This window comes from Parahalioglobus pacificus (assembly GCF_014652275.1).
GTDB classification, from domain to species: domain Bacteria; phylum Pseudomonadota; class Gammaproteobacteria; order Pseudomonadales; family Halieaceae; genus Parahalioglobus; species Parahalioglobus pacificus.
Genome location: NZ_BMYM01000001.1, coordinates 1585020 through 1604520 on the forward strand (window position 1 = coordinate 1585020; position 19501 = coordinate 1604520).

At 58.1% G+C, this 19501-nt stretch carries 18 protein-coding genes; 11 read left to right on the forward strand and 7 right to left on the reverse strand.

The window, feature by feature from the left end; all coding sequences use genetic code 11:
* Nucleotides 1-76 precede the first annotated feature (76 nt).
* Complete coding sequence (locus IE089_RS07210) at nt 77-1036, reverse strand: cyclase family protein (protein WP_189476706.1); 960 nt, start codon at nt 1034-1036, stop codon at nt 77-79.
* Between the two features lie 42 nt (nt 1037-1078).
* Nucleotides 1079-2005: a D-2-hydroxyacid dehydrogenase gene (locus IE089_RS07215; RefSeq protein ID WP_189476708.1), complete on the reverse strand. Its 927-nt coding sequence runs from the start codon at nt 2003-2005 to the stop codon at nt 1079-1081.
* A 247-nt stretch (nt 2006-2252) separates the two neighbouring features.
* Here IE089_RS07215 and IE089_RS07220 point away from each other — a divergent pair, with 247 nt between their 5' ends.
* Nucleotides 2253-2675 (forward strand): nuclear transport factor 2 family protein, encoded by a 423-nt coding sequence (locus IE089_RS07220; RefSeq protein ID WP_189476710.1) that lies wholly within the window; start codon nt 2253-2255, stop codon nt 2673-2675.
* Nucleotides 2676-2709: 34 nt separating this feature from the next.
* Here the strand turns inward: IE089_RS07220 and IE089_RS07225 are convergent, their stop codons facing one another.
* From IE089_RS07225 to IE089_RS07240, 4 genes are all read right to left on the reverse strand, one after another.
* A complete protein-coding gene (locus tag IE089_RS07225; protein WP_229802629.1) occupies nt 2710-3600 on the reverse strand; it encodes a ThuA domain-containing protein in 891 nt (296 codons plus the stop codon).
* 138 nt (nt 3601-3738) lie between these two features.
* Nucleotides 3739-4866: an Rv3169 family protein gene (locus tag IE089_RS07230; protein ID WP_189476711.1), complete on the reverse strand. Its 1128-nt coding sequence runs from the start codon at nt 4864-4866 to the stop codon at nt 3739-3741.
* Nucleotides 4867-5048: 182 nt separating this feature from the next.
* Nucleotides 5049-5972 carry an LLM class flavin-dependent oxidoreductase gene (locus tag IE089_RS07235; RefSeq protein WP_189476712.1) on the reverse strand — a complete coding sequence of 308 codons (924 nt, stop codon included), beginning with the start codon at nt 5970-5972 and terminating at the stop codon, nt 5049-5051.
* A 115-nt stretch (nt 5973-6087) separates the two neighbouring features.
* On the reverse strand, nt 6088-6351 hold the full coding sequence (locus IE089_RS07240; RefSeq protein WP_189476714.1) for a putative hemolysin: 264 nt from the start codon (nt 6349-6351) through the stop codon (nt 6088-6090).
* A 228-nt stretch (nt 6352-6579) separates the two neighbouring features.
* Here IE089_RS07240 and IE089_RS07245 point away from each other — a divergent pair, with 228 nt between their 5' ends.
* The 10 genes from IE089_RS07245 to IE089_RS07290 all read left to right on the forward strand — a co-directional run bounded on the left by IE089_RS07245 (nt 6580) and on the right by IE089_RS07290 (nt 18139).
* Complete coding sequence (locus IE089_RS07245; RefSeq protein ID WP_189476716.1) at nt 6580-7821, forward strand: cytochrome P450; 1242 nt, start codon at nt 6580-6582, stop codon at nt 7819-7821.
* Nucleotides 7822-7835: 14 nt separating this feature from the next.
* Nucleotides 7836-8771 carry a zinc-dependent alcohol dehydrogenase gene (locus IE089_RS07250; RefSeq protein WP_189476718.1) on the forward strand — a complete coding sequence of 312 codons (936 nt, stop codon included), beginning with the start codon at nt 7836-7838 and terminating at the stop codon, nt 8769-8771.
* A gap of 146 nt (nt 8772-8917) precedes the next feature.
* On the forward strand, nt 8918-12013 hold the full coding sequence (locus tag IE089_RS07255; RefSeq protein WP_189476720.1) for a protein kinase domain-containing protein: 3096 nt from the start codon (nt 8918-8920) through the stop codon (nt 12011-12013).
* 101 nt (nt 12014-12114) lie between these two features.
* Complete coding sequence (locus tag IE089_RS07260; protein WP_189476722.1) at nt 12115-12357, forward strand: YgaP family membrane protein; 243 nt, start codon at nt 12115-12117, stop codon at nt 12355-12357.
* Complete coding sequence (locus IE089_RS07265; RefSeq protein ID WP_189476724.1) at nt 12354-12767, forward strand: thiol-disulfide oxidoreductase DCC family protein; 414 nt, start codon at nt 12354-12356, stop codon at nt 12765-12767. The genes IE089_RS07260 and IE089_RS07265 overlap by 4 nt, the downstream gene beginning before the upstream one ends.
* Nucleotides 12754-13389, forward strand: coding sequence for a flavin reductase family protein (locus tag IE089_RS07270; RefSeq protein WP_189476726.1), 636 nt, complete (start codon nt 12754-12756; stop codon nt 13387-13389). The genes IE089_RS07265 and IE089_RS07270 overlap by 14 nt, the downstream gene beginning before the upstream one ends.
* A 68-nt stretch (nt 13390-13457) precedes the next feature.
* Nucleotides 13458-15014 (forward strand): AbgT family transporter, encoded by a 1557-nt coding sequence (locus tag IE089_RS07275; protein ID WP_189476728.1) that lies wholly within the window; start codon nt 13458-13460, stop codon nt 15012-15014.
* A 79-nt stretch (nt 15015-15093) separates the two neighbouring features.
* Nucleotides 15094-16302 carry a tetratricopeptide repeat protein gene (locus IE089_RS07280; RefSeq protein WP_189476729.1) on the forward strand — a complete coding sequence of 403 codons (1209 nt, stop codon included), beginning with the start codon at nt 15094-15096 and terminating at the stop codon, nt 16300-16302.
* Nucleotides 16303-16557: 255 nt separating this feature from the next.
* Complete coding sequence (locus IE089_RS07285) at nt 16558-17148, forward strand: 2-hydroxychromene-2-carboxylate isomerase (RefSeq protein WP_189476731.1); 591 nt, start codon at nt 16558-16560, stop codon at nt 17146-17148.
* A 103-nt stretch (nt 17149-17251) separates the two neighbouring features.
* Complete coding sequence (locus tag IE089_RS07290; protein ID WP_189476734.1) at nt 17252-18139, forward strand: DUF3014 domain-containing protein; 888 nt, start codon at nt 17252-17254, stop codon at nt 18137-18139.
* 65 nt (nt 18140-18204) lie between these two features.
* Here IE089_RS07290 and IE089_RS07295 read toward each other — a convergent pair whose 3' ends face one another.
* Entirely contained in the window at nt 18205-19497 is a 1293-nt protein-coding gene (locus IE089_RS07295; protein ID WP_189476736.1) for an amino acid permease, read from the reverse strand.
* Nucleotides 19498-19501: the final 4 nt, after the last annotated feature.

The following is a 19501-nucleotide window of genomic DNA, read 5'->3' on the forward strand; positions in this document are numbered from 1 at the left end:
GGTGAAGAATCACTAGAGGCTATCAGTTTTTCCCCATTTACAACACCGCCTGCGATCCACCAATGCGGTGAATAAGTCAGCGAATAGCGATGGGGTTAATCACCATCTGAACAGCGCCCTCGAAACGCGGAACGCCCAAGACAAACAGAAATTCATCAACGCCATCCGCGATCAATTCAGCGGTCTGAATGTTTTCCAGAATATGAACACCGTGTTTGGCCAAGAGAATGCTGTGACTTGGAAAAACCAGGTCCGGGTCCGGATTGGGCACTGCATCCAGGCCCCAGGTGTCGGCACCGACAGCCGCCACGCCCAAGCCCGCCAGGTATTCCGCTCCGTCAACATCCAGCCCTGGTTCTCCTGACATGAAACGCTGGGGATCTGTGGCCGCCAGGGCTTGCCAGCCGGTGTGTAATATCACGACATCGCCCTCTCCAATAGTTACACCCTGGGCCTTGGCGGCCGCTTTGATTTCTGGGGAGTTGATCGCGACACCTGCGTCCAGCATCGCCTCGACGCCAAAGTGTTTCACCATATCCAGCACAACACCACGGGTCACTATGGGGGGGATGTCATGGGTGCCATACACCAACGCACCGGTGGGCGAAAACAGCTCCGCTGCACTCACCCCGTTGTAGTAACGGTGATCGATACCGAAGTGCGCAAAGCCGTCAATCTGGGTCCCAATGCCCAGCCAGGTGGCGAGGTAATCGTCATTGGATGTCGCCCGCATATTGCCCATGGGCGGGATGGCCTCATCGGCATGGGGATACATCACTAAGGAGAAGTTACGATGACCGTAGGCCGGCGTTGCCGCACCGGTAACGCCGCCCAGCGCGTAGGTTTTCCCACGCGTCACCAGTTGCGATGCTCGGATGACGCCTTCGGCGGTTAGGGTATTCAGCGCACCCAGCCGGTCATCAGCGCCGTAACGGGAGGGATACCAGTCCGCTTCATCGGCACTCACTGGGCCAGCGACGGTGGCGAGAAGCAAGGTGACCAGCGCGAGGTTGCGCAGACTTCTGCAATCAATCATTGACTCTTCCTTCATCCTTGAAGTAGTACAGCCTGTTGAAGTTTAGTAGCCGCGCGCGAAATCCACCAGATGCGCCAGCGGCTGCCCCGACACATAACGTTGATAGTTATCGGCAAATACATCCACGATCATGGCGTCGGCTGTGGGTGCGGCCGTGTGAGAGGTGATGTGCAGGTTCTCTACTGACCACAGTGGGTCCGATGAGGATAAAGGCTCGTCGGGCAACACATCGAGTACCGCGGCGCGCAGTCGCCCGTCTTCAAGCGCAGACACCAAATCACCGTGCGAAACGGCATTGGCCCTACCCGCATTGATAAAGATGGCTGTGGGGGCCAGCTGCGCCAATAGCACCGCATCAACCAGCGCATCGGTGTCAGGCGTGTGGGGCATCAATCCAACCAGATAGTCCAAGCCAGTTGCAAAACTCAAGCGATCACTGGTGGCATAGCAGCGCTCAAACCCAGACACCGTTCGCCCATCCCGGTTCAAGCCGACGCATTCAATGCCAAAGGCGTTCGCCCGTTGTGCGACAACAGTACCAATACTACCGGTGCCCATAATGCCCATGCGCTTACCGCGAACGCTGCTTTCTCTGCCCGTCAGCCACCGCTTGCTGCGGCTGTGCACCAACACTCGCCGCTCCAGTGCCAACAGCCAGCCCAGCACGTATTCACTCATCACATCGCCAAACACCGCCTTTAAGGCCGTCAGCTGATAAGGCGGTTCGCCATTCTGCAGCAGCGGCGTCACACCCGCCCAGGTAGATTGCACCCAGCGCAAGCGCTGTGCTCCGCGCACGAGAGGGACGATGTGATCCGGCGCGCCCACAATCACCTCCGCTTCAGCCAGCACCTCCTCGGGCACGGCGGCGGGCGCGTACACCTGCAAATGGATATCGGGTAGATTCCGCACGGCAAGCGCCTGTGCCAGCGCGCTGTCTGGTGCTGCCAAGAGCACTACATTGTGCATAACTGTTTTTCCATTCGGGGCCATAGTGATTGGTGGCGTCGGGCTCGCCATCCGCGGATGACCGTGCGCCACTAGCCGTGCGCCACTAGCCGTGCGCCACAATAGTTAAACCGCAGCGGCAGATGTGCACCACTGTACGACGACTGGGGTGCTTATCTAAACCGCGTCCGCGGTGCCAGCCTCTGTAGCGACTACTATAAACCGCAGTGGCATTAGACCACAGACGCCAGACGCAAAAGGAAAGGCCATGAGCACAATAGACGATAATAAACGCTTTGTTCGCCAGTTCTTCGACGCAATGAGCCAGGGTGATGTCGCCAAACTGGTGGGCGCCTATGCCGAGGATGGCAGCGTGCAGACAATGGGCAATACACTGATTTCAGGCACGTTCAATCGCGATGAGATCGCGGCGGCTGCCGACGGCATCTTTGACGTGTTCCCAAACGGCATTGAATTCACCATCAAGGATATGGTCGCCGAGGGTAACAAGGTGGCCGTTGAGGCGAGCAGCTCAGGGGAGCATGTGTCAGGCCAGACCTACGCCAACCAGTACCACTTCCTGTTCGAAATCATCGACGGGAAATTGAAATCGCTGAAAGAATACCTGGACACCGAGGTAGTGACCGACGTGTTATGCGGCGGTCAACGCCCACCGTTTGGTGACGCCTGAGCAAAACGACTCACCACAAACGCGGGGCTCAAGCCTACAGATCGCAGGCTTGCCCCTCGCCATTGATTGCCCACCTCAGCGCGTTGTCCAATAGCTGGCGCATGGGCGGGTTGTCGTAAGCATCCGCGTTGTGACCCAGCGCAGAGTAAACTGCCCTGCCCTTACCCACACAACGCGCCCAGTAAATGGGGTGATCACCCATGCTGAGATCCCGGGACTGGCCCATGAAGTTCTGCAAAGGGGTGTAGGTTCCCTCATCAACGGTTGCGATCACGTGAAACCCACTGCCACGCGGGCTCTGCTCCCAGGAATACCACTCTTCATTGTGCTCCCAGGCTGCCGGAAGGCCCTCAGCCAAAGGGTGTAAACCGTCTTCGGTGATCACCGTTGCTACCTGAAACTGCGGGCCGAGAATATGCGCAGTGAATAGAGCACCCAGCAGTTGTTCCATGTACCAGCGCCACCCCGTGTGCGAACCGTCGCCGGCCGCATGGATACCAAACCAACCACCGCCTGCTTCCACCCAATTCTGGAAAGCCATCTCCTGTTCATCACTGAGCATGTCACCGGTGGCGTTCAGAAACACCACCACATCAAACCGCTGCAGCTGTTCAGCGTTGAACACCGCGCCGTTCTCGGTGTGGACGTACCCCCACTCCCGCCGCTGGGCAATGGACGAGAGCACCTCGGTTCCGCGCTCAATACTCTCCGTATGCCTGAACTGATTGGTCTTGCTGAACACCAAAACAGCGGGACTCCCGACCGCCGCAGGCAGTTCGGGGGGACGCGTGTCGTGGTGGGTGCTGGGAAAGATGACCGACCAGATGCCCATGTACCAAAGCGCAAACGCGATGAGGCCAAGCAAAACGGCGCCCAGAATCAGCAGCGCCCTGAACAGGCGCCAAACAAAAGAAGATTTGGCCACGCTAACGGTCTCCACTTGCTGTTGACGGTGACGTCTGAGTGGCAGCGACTATAGCACGGCGCCCTGCGCTCCTATGGCGGTTCGCCGCCGATTATCGGAGACAGCTCTGTGACTGGACGCTCTCTGACAGCCTTTTACTTAAGCAGCACCGTCGAACCAGTCTTTGAAACCATGGCTGGCGGAGGGACCGATGTGCAATTGCTCCAAAACACCGTGCCCGACCTTGTCGCCGCAGCGCGCGACAATGATCTGCTGCACATGCAGGTTCTCCAGCGCGAGAGGATCGAGTTCAGCGTCCACCCACTGCTCCCCATCGATGTGCAGCTCCCCGTGCCATTTCCCATGGCGCCACTCAGGGTGCTGGTAGCCCAGCCCCTTCATACGGTGCACCAGTAGCGGTTCAACGGTAATCTCCATGGACTCACCGTTACGGTCGTTCATGGTAATGACACCACCACGGGCTCGCCGTGTACCGGGAATAAAGTCGAGCTTGTGATCTACCTTCCCCTGCCAGAGGGTCATGCCGGGGTCGACGGTGCCGGGAATGTCCGCCATATCCTCATAGAATGGCAGGAAGCCTTGATCGGTGTGCCACTGGTGACCCGAGGCATCCTCAAACCAACCGGCAAGGCTATATCCATCTTCCCAACAAATGGGCAACCAATTGAAGTGCACTGCTTCAAAGTCTGAGGTCGGAGCGCCCCCCGTGTAAGGTTCACCCGAGGGACGCAGTCCCCAGGAGCGATCCTTCAAGCCAAACGTTGTTGCCCCATCAATAGTCATCTCGCCACCAGGCGTCTTGATCCAGCCTGACCACCGGCCAAACTGGTCCAGACGGGTAGCATCCATAATCACACGGCGCGAATTGCGCAGCGTTTGCCGACCTTCTTCTATACAGGCAGAAGTCGGAGTAAACAGCAGGTCGCATTCGATGCCGGTCTCGTTGGGCGCGATCTGAACGCGATGCCGGCCCATGGGCTCCAGAATATCGAGGCGAAATGGGCCGCAACTGATATCTGTGGGTTCGTCTGGCGCTCGACGCGATCCATGAAACGCGTACTGCCTGCCGCCCAGGGCCAAACTGAAACTGCAGTCGAAGATTCCCAGATTCGCGTAGCGGCAGGCCCCTACGCCGAAGTAGAAGCTCCCATCCTGCGCATAGGCGTTATACCAATAGCGGTCGTAAACGTTGTGGTCGCTGGTGGCGACCTGTGCAACAGGCTCGGCTGTCTGGTGAATAGGATAATCATCGAGTTTGGACAGCATGGTGCGCCTCCTGAGTGGGTAGCGATGAGCATGGCCCAGGCCGTGAGTCACAACAAGGCGAGCAGGCGCATGCCCACGCGGGCGTATAGTAAATCAAACCTGACAAACAACGGCTCCAGGGATGCCGCCCTGAGACTGCCGACACCATTGCCGTAGGATATGACCTCGGCTTTCGTGTTCAATCAGCCGTTGTGACTGGCAATGACCGCGGGCAGCTCACGAAAGGTGAACTCGGCTTGAGCGTCAGAGATACCCCGGGTGCGCACAATGGCGATGAGGTGCGTCAGCCCTAGTGTGCGCTGATAGTCAGCCAGCAAGCCGCTCACGGTGTCTGCCGTGCCCACCAGCGCCCAGTCATCAAGCGCAACTGACGGTGCAGCATTCGCTGGGGGCGCGGCCTGCGCCAAGGTTCCGCGTAATTTCGCAGCGTCAGTCTCATCTCGGGCAAGCACGACAACCCGCATGACAGGCACAGTGTCCACCGCCGTCAGACCAGCCTCTGCAACAGCATCGGCGTGGCGTCGATAGTTATCGGACAAGGCCGCCAGACTCTCCCTGGGTGACGCCAGATAGGGAAAGCCCAGTGCACCCGCCTGCTTCTGTGCCAAAGGACCGAAAGCCGCAACCCATAATGGTATGGATGGCTGCACGGGCAATGGGCCCAAGGTTGCCCCGGATTCCGAAAGTGGCTTTCCATCCAGTGCATCGCGGATGCTTGTCAATTTCTCAGCGAACAAGCGGCGCTTATCGGCGGGGTCAATCCCCATCAACTCAAACAGGTCGCGTTGAATGCCACGCCCCAGCCCCAACAGCAACCTGCCATCACACAGCTGGTCTAGGACCGCGATTTCTTCGGCCGCGAGAATCGGGTCTCGAATCGGCAGAAGATAGGAGGTTGTCGCCAGCTGAATGCGCTGTGTCTTTGCTGCGGCGGCGGCCAGCAGCAATAGCGGCGCAGGAATACTGCGGGCATCGCCCAGATGATTTTCCGGAAGCCAGTACGAACTGTAGCCGAGAGCCTCGGCCTTTGCTGCCTGTTCCGCAATGGCATTCGCACGCCAACCACTGCGTCCGGTCCAACCGGTAATACCCAAATGAATGGTCATGTGGTGATGGTCAGCACAAAGAGGCCAGCCGGTTTCTCGAGGTTCAAAAGGTTAAGGGACACTCGCGCTAATTCCATGATCGCGCCGCAATCCTGTAGCGAAATGTCATAGCGATTTACTGGTGCCGCCTGCGAAACATGCTCCAGGCATCGACTTCGGATCCGTCGGGGAAACGACAGACACCCTGGCTGGAGCCGTCGCTGCGCACCAGGATCAAGTGCTCCCCACCACTTTTCTGACAGTAGAGGGCGGCGGGGTTGGGAGCAGCCACTTGCTGACTCGTTACTTCTTCTTCAGCGCAACCTGTGATTTGCGCCAACGCTGCACCTGCTAGTGCAGCTGCAATGATTGCGGAGCCAAGTTTCCGAGTAAGCGCCATGTAACGTCCTGTATTCCCCACCCCTACCTCTGTGCAGCGTCTGAAGGCATAGACTAAATCACCCCAATAGCGCTGCCTAGTTAACTGCGAGCGCGACCACCAGAAAAAGTTCCCTAACTGGCGAAGATGGCCAAAAGTATACTAATGTATACATTTGCTATTGGCTGGCGCTGCGACAGGCGCAATAATCGGCGCATTAGCGGCAATGGTGCCCGCAGGAGACACAGCATGACCCAGGCGCAGGCGGATCTACCGCCCATTGAAACTCTGTTCAACCCCCACTCAGAAGAATACATGACCGACCCCGTGCCGGGTTGTCTGGCGCTGCTAAAGCGCGGCCGACTGGTATGGTACGAGCCCTGGCAGGCCTGGATCATGACGAACATGAAAGACATCATGCAGTGCTGGAAGGAAGAATATTTGTCCTCAGACTTCTACGACTGGGAGTTTGCACCGCAACGGCCACCTGAAGATCAGTGGAGTAACTTCGAACGCGCGATGATTGGGCACAGCCTTCTGGCGGACCATGATCATCATCGCCTGGTTCGTCGCGTCACTGCGCCGGCCTTTTCTCGCAATGTGGTGGATAAGATTCAGGAGCGCATAGAACCCGACGTCAAAAAGCTGTTTGACGACCTGGGTCAGCCCGAAAGCTTCGATTACATCACGGAGATCGCGCAGCACATTCCTTTCATCTCGATCACGCGCATGGTGGGTATCCCGGAGAAGTACTGGCCCGATATCCGCAAGGTGATCCTGACCTTCACTGAAACCTGGAACCCCACGATTTCCGACGAGCGCCGCGAGGCGGCACGCCAGGACAGCAACCGCGCCATCGACATTATCCGCGAGGTCATTGCCGAGCGACGCGCCGAACCGCAACAGGACGACTTCCTGAGTACGCTGCTAAGGATCGAGGCTGACAACCCCGAGTTCGAGGAATGGGACATCGTCACGCTGATTCTCGCACTGGTGGGCGCGGGCGCCGACACCACACTGGTGGCGCAGCAGTGGTCGGTGTACTCGCTGCTCAAGCACCCCGAGCAAGCTGAAGCTGCACTTGCCACACCCGAAGCGTTCTCCAATGCCTTCAGCGAGATCAACCGCTGGGGTGTCTCGTCGAAAATGGGCTTCGCCCGTTACGCTCCCGCCGACATGGAAGTGCTGGGCCATCAGGTGCGCAAGGGACAGATGATCCTCATGATGCCGCACCTGAAGGACTACGACTCCGACTACTACCCCGAGCCGGAGACCTTCGATGTGGCACGCAAGTTCGACCCGGACGTTTTGTTCGGTTACGGCCCGCGCTACTGTATTGGGGCAGCACTGGCTAAACGCCAGCTGTACCTGACGCTGACCGAACTGTTCAAGCGCTTCCCGAACGTCAGCCTGGCGGAAGAGCCCGCCAGGGACGAAACGGACCACAACGCTATTGTCTTCAAGCAACTGCGGTTGAAAACAAACCTCTAGACAGGGAGACACAGGTGCGCGCCGTACGGATCGAAAATGCCAGGCCAGCGCTGGTTGACATGGACCAACCTGCCGGCGAGGGCGTGCTGGTTAAGGTAGCAACGGCGTCGATCTGCGGGTCAGACCTGCATATGATCGATCAGGGATGGGCCGAAGGTGGCGTGCTGGGCCATGAGGTTTGCGGCACCACACCCGACGGCACCGCGGTTGCGATAGAACCCTTCTTTGGCTGCGGTGGCTGCCACTTCTGTGACGACGGTTACCGCTCCCTTTGCACTCAGGGCGCCGATTTTTTAGGCGGCGGCCTGCAGGGTGGGATGGCTGAGTATTTGCGCGTACCGGACTATGCACTGGTGCCCTTGCCTACCGGCCTGTCGCTGGAACATGCGTCTTTGGTAGAGCCGATGGCCGTTGCCTTTCACGTACTCAATCAGGTCAATGTTACAGCGAGTGAACGCGTGCTGGTTGTCGGCGCAGGCGCCATCGGCTTGGCAACCGCAGCCGCACTCAAGAGCCGCGGCATTACCTGCGACATCGCCGCAAGGCACGATGCGCAGAAAGCCATCGCACAAAGTCTCGGTGCAAATCCCGACATCACAGATGGCTACGATGTCACCATCGACGCCGTGGGCAGCAGTGAGAGTGTTGCCCTGGCGATGGAGAAAACTCGCCCTAGAGGCCGCATCGGCATGGTCGGCTGCTTCTGGGAGCCTGCGAAGGTGGGCATTGAGTTCTGCACCAAAGAACTGACACTCATCGCTTCATTCACTTACAAATGCCAGCGTCCAGGACGCACATTCGAAGAAGCTGCTAAAGCGCTGTGCGACAACCCTGAAATAGCGCGGCAAATGATTACTCACCGCTTTGCACTGGAAGCCGCCAGCGATGCCTTCGCTACCGCCAGAGACCGTCAATCCGGCGGTGTGAAGGTTGTCTTCGATATCGCCTAAGCGCACCCACTTCGCAGGAATCACCTTTCAAGACACGCCAGCAAAAAAAAGGTTGGAGCCTCGATTTGTGACTTTTCGCCGCTTCCTATAAAGGCGGATCACGCCCTATACTATTCGGGTTAACAGGGACAGGTTACACACAGGAAATGGCAGACTTCGAGTTACCGGGGTACGAGATATACGAACGCCTTGGGCGTGGCGGCATGGCGACGGTCTATCGCGCGCTGCATCTCAATCTCGACCGTGAGGTTGCCATCAAGGTCATGGACGCCTCCATGAGCTCCGACGAAAACTTTTCGGAGCGTTTTATCCGCGAGGCGCGCATTTCGGCGCGCATGATTCACCCGCATATTCTGCAAATTTATGACGTCAACAGCTTCGACGGCATGAACTACATTGCAATGGAATATCTGTCTGGCGGTGATCTTGCTGGGCTGATCCGGGGACCGCTGGAACAGGGCCTGATTTATGACCTCATGCTGCAGATGACCGAAGCACTGGATTATGCAGCTACCCACGGTTACGTACACCGGGACATCAAGCCCAGTAACATCATGTTGCGCGAGGAGCGCGACTTCGTGCTGGCAGACTTCGGTATCGCCAAGGCGGCAGACTCCGGCACGCAGATGACCCAGACAGGCCTGATGGTGGGCACACCCAGCTACATGAGTCCCGAACAGGCCAAAGGCACAACCGTAGACGGTCGGTCTGACCTCTACAGCCTCGGGGTGCTTTGGTACGAAATGACGACCAAAACCCTGCCCTATGATTCGGACTCTGCAGTCAGCACTGCCGTCAAACATCTGACGGAGGATATCCCTACCCTGCCGGATGAATTGTCGGCCTATCAGGAGTTTCTGAGCAAGGCCCTGGCCAAGAACGCTGACGATCGTTTTCAAACCGGTAAGGAAATGTTCGAAGCGCTGGCGCTGCACCGCAACACCTTCCCTGCAGATGCCGTGCTGGTTGAACCCCTACCGGTGGATGAATCTGATGCTGACGCAGATCCGGAAGCGACCTTCGACCCGGCACTGACCTCAGCTGCATTCTCGCAGGAAACGCGAGTCAGCCAGTCTTCATCGCCACGCCCATCTCGCCCCTACAAGCTGTCAGAAACTTCCCGCGAGCGTCTGAGCAGCGGCTTTCATACCGCGCAACGGCGCAAACCACAGTCGCAGCAAAGCGCCGGTGGCGCACTAAAGGCTGCAGTGATCGCGGTCGTGCTTGCCGGAGCAGGCTTTGGCGGGTATCTGCTGTGGGAACAGCGCGGTAGTGGCACAGCAAGCACGGAAGAGTTGCGAAACGTTACGGCAGAGCTCGCTCAAGCCTATAGCGCGCTTAACGACAATGACATTAATCGCGCAGGCATTGCGTTTCGCAAAGTACTGTCCATCGACAGTGGCAACGACGCTGCCAAGCAAGGGCTCAGCGATGTTAAGGCGCAGTTTACTACCGCGATTGAGCAAGCCATCGACGATAGCGAGTTTTCGCGCGCCGACGCCCTGCTCAGCGATTACGGTTTGCTGTTTGATGACAGTGCCAGCCTAGAGCGTTTGCAATCTGCGCTGGCGCTGGCGCAGCAGGAACAGGAACTGGAAGCCGTGCAGTCCGAGCGGGTGAAGATCCTGCTGGAAAAAGCGGTTGCCGCGATGGAAAACGGTAAGCTGTTTGAGCCAAGCGTGGACAATGCCTACGAGTACTTTATGCAGGTGACCGCACTCAACGCCAGTAACAGTGCCGCCCGGCGTGGCCTGAATCAGTTGATGACCTCGGCGATTGCCCAGGCAGAGGACTTCATCGATGAGAACCGCTTTCCCGAAGCCCGCGAAGTCATTAATAAGGCGCGCGGCATAGATCCCGCCAGCCCGGAGCTGATTGCTACACAGCAGGCGGTTGAGTCCGCCGAGGAAGCCGAGCTCAAGCGCGAGAACCGCTGGGCGGCTTACAGTGAGGAACGTCGCGACACCCTGACCCGCTTGCTGACGACAGCTGAGCAGCAAATGCAGTCACAACAGTTTCTGTCGCCGGAGGACGGCAACGCCTACCAAAGCGTGCTATCGATCCTGGAATTGGATCCGGCAAATGCCAACGCCAATCGAATGCTAGAGAGAATGGCTGATAGCTTCCTGGAAGTCGCGACCCAGGCGCTGGAGCAGCAAGAGTTTGAGCAGGCAGAGACTGCGCTGGCGAGCGTATCGCGCGTCACTCCCAACCACCCCGAATTGGAAGCCAGCCAAGCCGGCTTGCGCTCAGCGCGTCAGGCGTCCGAAGAAGCCCAAGCGCGAGAGAACTACCTGGCCTCCCTACTCGTCGACGCGGATGCACGACTAGCCAGTGCCGCCACAGACCTCGATGCTGCAGCAGACGCACAGCGCCTGTTTGCAGAAGCTCTGCTTAGGAATGAGGGCAACAGTGCCGCTACTGAGGGCCTGGCCAACACCGCACAGGCCTACTTCGACTTTGCGCGCGATGCGGTCAAGCGAGGGGATTTCGATAACGCAACCAGTGCCTTGGCCAGTGCCGCTATGTTGGCGCCACAGCGCAACGACATTCTCAACATGCAATCACAGATGGCGGACATTGAAGCCGCATGGCAAGCGCAGAACAGCGAGGAACAGCTTTTGGCAGATGCAAATGTGACCGCCGAAAGTGGTGATTACGCATCTGCCGCCAATGCCTATCGGGAGGTTATGACACGCTACCCGGATTCGGAAGCTGCGCAATCCGGTCTGGATGCGGCGCTGGAAGGCATGATCAACAGCGCGGCACAGGCCGCAGCCAGTGGGCGCTTTGATGCTGCCAGCACACTGCTGGAAACCGCGCTTGGCTACGACATATCCTTGACAGCCGCAACCGACCTGCAAGCACGACTCCCCGAGATGGAGCAGCAATGGCGCGCGGCGGAGGAAGAAAAGGCACTGGCTCTGCAACAGATGAACGATCTGGCGTCTGCAGCACTGGCCGCCATTTCTACCGGCGACTTGTCGTCGGCACAAACCGCCTATGACGAGTTAGCCGGACTCCCCGACGCCGACGAGGCCAGCCAGCGCGTCAAACGTCAGCTACAGGACGCCTACCTCTTGGCCACGCGGGACGAGCTTCAAAACCAGGCCTATGACGTCGCCGAAGAGCTGCTTTTGTTGGGCAAGGCCCTGGCACCCAACCTCGCGGACTGGGCCGAACTGGAAGTTGAGATCGAGATTGGCAAGGCAAGCTCGCGCCGGCGCCTTGGCGAGTTTTAGTGCGATAGTTCGCACCTTGAGCCAATAACCACCCAGCGGGCTAATCCACCCCTCACCTACCCGCGTAACACTGCCATCACAGGAATTGGCACACGGGTTACATGGGTATTGAACAAAATCTGGGCAACTTCGAAAGGGTACTGCGCCTCATCATTAGCGTGCTCGTAGGGATCTGGGCGTTGAACACGCCAGAGCTTGGTATGGGCGGCTGGTTACTGGTGCTGGCCGGTGTATTCCTGCTACTCAATGGTATTTTTGGCCGCTGCTACCTGTGGTACGTGCTGGATATCAATACCTGCCAGGACGATCACGGCAACTGTAAGCCGCGGGCCGAGTGCCCGTGACAGAGGGCAATAAGGATACGCTCTACTACGATGGACAGTGCCCGCTCTGTTTGCGGGAGATCACCCAGCTGAAAAGCATGGGCGACGACACGCTGGCTCTCATTGATATTCACTCGCTATCTGACGAAGAGCCGTCTTCTGCGCACTGCCGTCTTCCCGACAAAGACGCCCTGCTGCGCACCCTGCACCTCGAGACAGCAGACGCCAAACTGCTTACTGGCCTAGACGCCAATGTGGCCGTTTGGAAGCACACCCCCTATGGCCGCTGGCTGGCCTGGTTACGCTGGCCGTTGATCGCCCCTTGCGCGGACTTTGTCTATGGCGCATGGGCACGCTGGCGCTACCGCCGCCTGTATGGCAAAGGGCCGGCGGAACAGAACCAACGAGGTACTGACCGTGCAACTGGATAACGCCGCAATCAATGCCCTGGAAAAACGTTACCGGGCAGCCCTCATCAATTCAGTGACCGGGTTTAAACCGGCTAACGTGGTTGGCACTGCCGACAGTGAAGGCAACAGCAACCTTGCCATTATCAGCTCGGTGTTCCACCTCGGCTCACAGCCACCACTGATCGGTATGATCATCAGACCCAGCCCAGTGGAACGTCACACACTGGACAATGTATTGGACACCGGCAGCTACACCATCAACCACGTAGCATCGAGCTTTATAGAGGCCGCGCATCAAACAGCTGCACGCTACCCGCGGCAGCAATCGGAATTTGTTGCTACCGGTTTAACCGAGCTCTATGTGGATGGGGTTCATGCCCCCTTTGTGGCTGAGGCAAACATCCGACTGGGCATGGCACTGCGGGAGCACCATCCTCTGGCGATCAACGGCACCCACATGGTGATTGGCGAGATTCAGTGGCTGGACATTCCTGATGCCTGCGTCGCCGAGGACGGCAGCATCGATCTGGCCGCCGCTGAAACCGTTGCCCTTAGCGGCTTGGACAGCTACCACAGCACACAGCGTGTCGCTCGCATGGCTTACGCAAAACCTGACCTGCCGCCGAAAAAGCTCGATCAATAAGCTGCGTTTGTTTCGCTGACCGCCTGTTGGTTAGACTGGCGTCATCACAACAATAATGAGCGCAGACCATGACCTCTTCCCAGGACTCTTCACAGGCGGCACCGCGGGGATTTACCCAGCGCGCACTGGCCACCGTCGAACGCGTTGGCAATAAACTGCCGGACCCCGCCATGCTGTTCGTGGGTCTGCTGTTCATCGTGTGGATACTGTCCTGGTTGCTCTCTTACGGGGACTATGGGGTCGTCGATCCACGCACTGGCCAGCCGCTGCAGGTCGTCAACCAATTGTCCGGCACCTCAATGGCCGCTTTCTTCGCCAGCATGGTGACCAACTTCGCGCACTTCCACCCCATCGGTGTTGTGCTGGTGGCAATGTTCGGTATTGGGGTCGCTGAGCACACTGGGTTTATTAATACTGGCCTGCGCGCCATGATGACCGTGACAGCAAAGTGGCTGCTGACGCCCATGATTATTCTGGTGGGCATTGTTAGCCACACCGCCGCGGACGCGGGTTACGTGCTGGTGATTCCACTGGGCGGTGTCATCTTTTACGCGGCAGGTCGCCACCCCCTGGCGGGGATAGCAGCGGCTTTTGCTGGTGTTTCCGGTGGCTTCTCAGCCAACTTTATCCCTGCGGCCATCGATCCCATGCTGCAGGGCATCACCCAGTCAGGTGCACAGATCTTGGACCCGGACATCACCCTGAACCCCTTGAACAATTTCTTTTTCACCGCCAGTTCTTCAGCCGTGATCATTACTTTGGGCTGGTTCATTACCGATAAGGTGGTGGAACCGCGACTGCAACACACGCCGGTGGATGACGATCTGGAAGACCTGCCCACCATGGAGCCCCTAAACGATAAGGAGCGCAGTGCGCTGCGCGCGGCGCTGTGGGCAATGCTCGCGGGCATCGCCCTTCTTGTTGTCACCGCCTGGCCGGCCGATTCGGCCTGGCGAGGGCCTACAGGGTCGCTCACGGAACTGGGGGCACCGCTGATGTCATCCATCGTGTCACTGATCTTCGTTTTGTTCCTGCTACCGGGCACGGTCTACGGCATCAAGGCAGGCACCGTGACCAGTTCCAGAGACATTATCCAGGGCATGAGCAAAGCCATGGAGAGCATGGCCTATTACCTGGTCATCATGTTTTTCATCGCGCAATTCATCTACGCCTTTTCCCAATCCAATCTGGGTGTACTGCTTGCACTGGAGGGCGCGGCGCTACTGAAAGCACTGGGCTTACCAGCCACACTCACTATCGCGGGCGTGGTCTTGATTACGGGCCTGTTGAACCTGTTTGTTGGATCAGCCTCTGCAAAATGGGCTTTGCTGGCACCTATTTTCGTGCCAATGTTGATGGAACTGGGTATATCACCCGATCTTACCCAGGCGGCCTATCGCGTTGGGGACTCTACCACCAACATCATTACGCCGCTCATGCCCTACTTCCCCTTGGTCGTGGTGTACTGCCAGCGCTACATGAAGAGCACGGGCATAGGCACAGTGACAGCGATGATGCTGCCCTACACAGTCACATTTATTATTTTATGGACGCTATTCCTGCTGGCTTATTGGGCACTGGGCGTTCCGCTAGGGCTACAGTCGAATTACGGCTACCCGGCGTAGACGTTACAATTCAATAATGGCGGGGCACACAGCGCTGTGCTAAACCTGCTTATGTGAATGACAGACTGCGGAGGTAGATATGCTCCCATCTTCGTTGCTACATCCCTTGCGCAACGCTTGGCGTACGACCGTTTTTTTAATAACGATACTGGGCTGTGCCGCCTGCGCAACTGCACCCCAACAACTGCCGCAAGTCGCCGACGGAGCACCCGTCACTTTCGATGACTACGCGGATTTCGGCCCCAGACCCGCCATGCCGAGCCGAGATGACATCTTTTATCTGTCTCCCGAGCAACGCAGCGATTTTCTGAGCTACTACAACGCCAGCGAGCACTCGGAGGTCGATAAACACCGGCGTATCACCAACTATCTCGACCGCTTTGGTGAGGCCTTCAATTATCAAGGCGATACGTTTACGGCGGAGCAGACTATGGCCGCCCAGGGCGGGAACTGTATGTCCATGGCAGTACTTACCACTGCGCTGGCCAATGTTGTCGACGTTGAAGTGGGATACCAGCTTGTCGATTCTATTCCCGTGTATGAACTGGAAGACAACTTGGCCTTCAAGGGCCAGCACGTGCGCAGCTATCTGTTCGACCCCGACTACCAGCCGACTGACAGTTCGCTAATGGTCATACGCCGGCCCGGCATCATCGTGGACTACTTTCCCTCCGGTCGAGAGCACTTCATCGGCAACATTACTGAAGACGCTTACGTCGCTATGTTCTACCGCAATCGCGCTGCCAATGCCCTGGCTGAGGAGGATTTCAACAGCGCCTACTGGTACCTGCGCGAATCCATGGTGTACGCCCCGGAACATGCGGACGCCATCAATACGCTGGCTGTCCTGCACCGACGCGTCGGCGACGCCCAGCGCGCCGAAGCGCTCTATGAGTACGGTTTGGAAATAGAAGTAGAGACTGTGTCTCTGGTGAAGAACTATCGCAATATGCTGCGCTTACAGGGGCGAGAGGACGAAGCCAGCGCTTTAGAGGATCAGCTGCACACGCTGGATGACCCAAGCCCCTTTAATTGGCTGAGCCTGGCCAGAGAGGCACACGATGCTGAGAACTTCGCGCTCGCTGTGCGCATGTACGACAAGACCTTGGATGTTGCCCCCTATCTGCAGGACGCTCATCTGGGCAAGGTTCAGGCGCAGCTCGACATGGGCCAGATCGCAGAAGCTGCCACCTCTCTGGATACAGCCACTGAGTATATGTACCGTGAAGACGAACGCTCTATGTACATTGCTAAGCTCAGCACATTACGCGGCAAGCTGGTTGACTAGACAGCAAGCCGCTCAGCCCTCGCAGGGGACAACACTGAGACACCGCCCACGCCTTTCCGGCAGCTCGATTGAATCCGTGAGGCCGTGCGGTCTTGTAACACTGGACCCGAGCAACTCCCTGCTCTAAGTTCTATTATGTAACTATATAGAGACGATTGCCCTGACGAGGGCGCGGCCAACCAAGCGTTGGGCAGCGCCAGACAAGTCACGATCCAAGCAATCACCCGCCTGATGACTGAACCGCAAGGAATTCCCATGCAGAAGACCCTGGATTTTTACTTCGATTTTGGCAGCCCTACCGCCTACCTTGCCCACTGCCGCCTGCAACAGCTCAGTGAACAATATGGCTTGGTAGTCAATTACCGGCCCATGCTGCTGGGGGGCGTGTTCAAGGCCACCGATAACATGTCGCCCGTGGCCATTCCCGCGAAAGGGAAGTACATGAATGAGTACGATCTGCCCCGTTTTGCAAAGCGCTATGGCGTCGCCCTCAATTTCAATCCTTTCTTCCCCATCAATACCCTGCAGCTGATGCGCGGTGCTATTGCAGCCCAAGCTGCAGGTTGTCTGGCGCACTACGTGAATGCGGTGTACCCCGCCATGTGGGTGGATCAGAAAAACATGGGTGACCCGGACGTTATGCGCAAGGTACTGGACAGTGCCGGTTTGGACGCAGAGGGCTTGATGGCAGCCTGTGCCGATCCCGAGGTGAAAGCAGCACTGATTGCCGGAACGGAAGAAGCCGTGGCTAAAGGCGCCTTCGGTGCGCCCACCATGTACATGGATGGCGAGATGTATTTCGGACAGGATCGTCTGGACTTCGTCGAGGAAGCGCTGCAAGCCTAAACCCCACTGCGCGACCGGTTAGCTGGCCATCATCCGCATGGCCAGCCACCGTCATCCTCTTCTATACTGAAAGCTCAACCTACGCAGGACAGGAGAGTCATTGATGCAACCCGATCCGGAAGATCGTTACACCGAGGCCGAGCCGGCCAATAGCCGCTCAGCCCTGCCCCTGATCATCGGCGGCATACTCCTGGTGATCGGCGTTGCTGTGTGGTTTATCTTTAGCGGAGAAGAGTCCGAACCCGCGCCTCCGCCTCCTGCACCGGAAAAACCCGCGGTGGAAGTGCAGGAACCGGAACCGGAGCTGCCGCCGGCACCGGATATACCCGAACCGGAACCCACCCTGCCGGAAGAGCCCAACAAACCTGTAGCGCCGGTACCCGAGCCTGAGCCTGCACTGACGCTGGAAGACAGTGACGACGTGGTTCGGGACATGCTGGCCCCGACCAATCCCTCTGACATCGTGAGCAGCGCACTGCTGAATGAGAACCTGCTTGAGCGCAGTGCCGCCCTTGTCGATGGCTTCAGTCGCGGTGCCGTGCTGACCAAGGTACTACCGCTGCCGGAGCCTGCCGGCGATTTCGCGATCATTGAACAGAACGGTGTCGCCGTTATCGACCCCGCATCCTACAGCCGCTACGACAAGTACGCAGACGCGGTTGCGTCTATTGACCCGGACCTGCTCGCCAACAGCTTTCATCGCTTCCGCCCGCTGCTGGAACAAGCCTACGCCGGCCTCGGCTACGACCCAGAGGACTTCGATAACGCACTGATTCGCTCACTGGACCGCGTGCTTGATACACCCACCATCGACGCGCCCCTGCCGGTCGTTAAATACGAAGCTATCTACCAGTACGCTGACCCCGAACTGGAGCAGCGGCCCGATCTGCAGAAACAGTTGTTGCGAATGGGGCCGGAGAATCTGGAAACCATCAAGTCACAGGCCGCCGCACTGCGTCGCGCCTTATTGAGCCCACCGCCTGCCATGTAGGCATTGTTTACTGCGGCCTGACTGGGGGCGCCGATGACAAATCGGCGCGCCATAAGATGACGGGGTCAGCTACGGCTGCGCGACAAGTAACGCACAGGCAAACCCAAGAGCAGCAGCCCGAGGCCGTATAAGGCCACATCCCAGCCGCTACCTGCGATCGCAAACAGCGAGAAGAGAAGCGCAATTAGCGCCACCACCGTTGCGGGCCCCTCAGTGGCCTCAATCTCCCCTGTGCCTGGCGCTCGCCGAAGCGCAATTGCGGCAAGCGCTGACACAGCATAGGGCAGCAAGGTCGCAAGGGTCGACACCAGAATCAGTAACTCAAAGGCCGCCACCAGCCCCCGGGTATAGTTCATACCAATGAGCACAGTTGCCAACAGACTGGAGACGATCAGCCCGCTTGCGGGAACACCGCTTATGTTCAGCGGTTCAAACACTGTGGGAAACAGATCATCCTTTGCAATTGCGCGGGACAGTTGCGCGGTTGCCAATACATTGCCGTTAAGTGCACCCGCTATCGAGACCAGCGCGCCCGCCGATACCAGTGCAGCGCCCGAGGCGCCCACCAGTACGCTGGCGGCATCGGCAAAGGGATAGGTGCTTGCCGCCAGAACATCCGCTGGCACCAACGCCATGGCGCCCGAGGTTGCTAATACGTACACCACCGTGGCGCTCAGAGCGCCCACGATCAATGCACGAGGAATGGTTTTACGAGGCTCGATCACATCGTCCGCGGGGATGGTGACGTTTTCGATACCCACGTAGGCCCACATGGTAATCATCACCAGGGTGGCAATCATCGCAGGCATAGAGAGTTGTTCTGGATTGCGGGCTTCAACGGCTGTGATATCACCGATCAGGAATCCACCCAGAGCAACCAGAAGTAACGGCAAGAGCTTTACAATTGTGGTTGCCAGCTGTACCACACCCACGTCACGGACGCCCCGCAGATTGACCAGCGTGATTAGCCAGATGATCGACACCGCTGTCAGGCCTGACAGTAACGGGTTATCGGACAGAGGCTGAATGAAAAACGCCAGGTAACCGGTGAAAGCGACAGCGCCCGCAGAGGTCGCCGTCACATAGGAAACCCAATGCCCCCAACCCACCAGATAACCCGTGGTATCACCAAACGCGGCGCGCGAATAGGCATAGGGTCCACCCAGGCGTGGCATCATTCGAGCCAAGCCGCCCAGGGTAAAGGCAATGAATAAAGTGCCCAGCCCAGCACACAGCCAGCCCAGAAGACTGTATGTGCCATACGGTGCAAGCAGCGCTGGCAACAGGAAAACACCGTTGCCGATCATGCTGCCAACCACCAGCGCCCAGCAGCGCCAAAATCCCAGCGTCTTCGTCATTCCC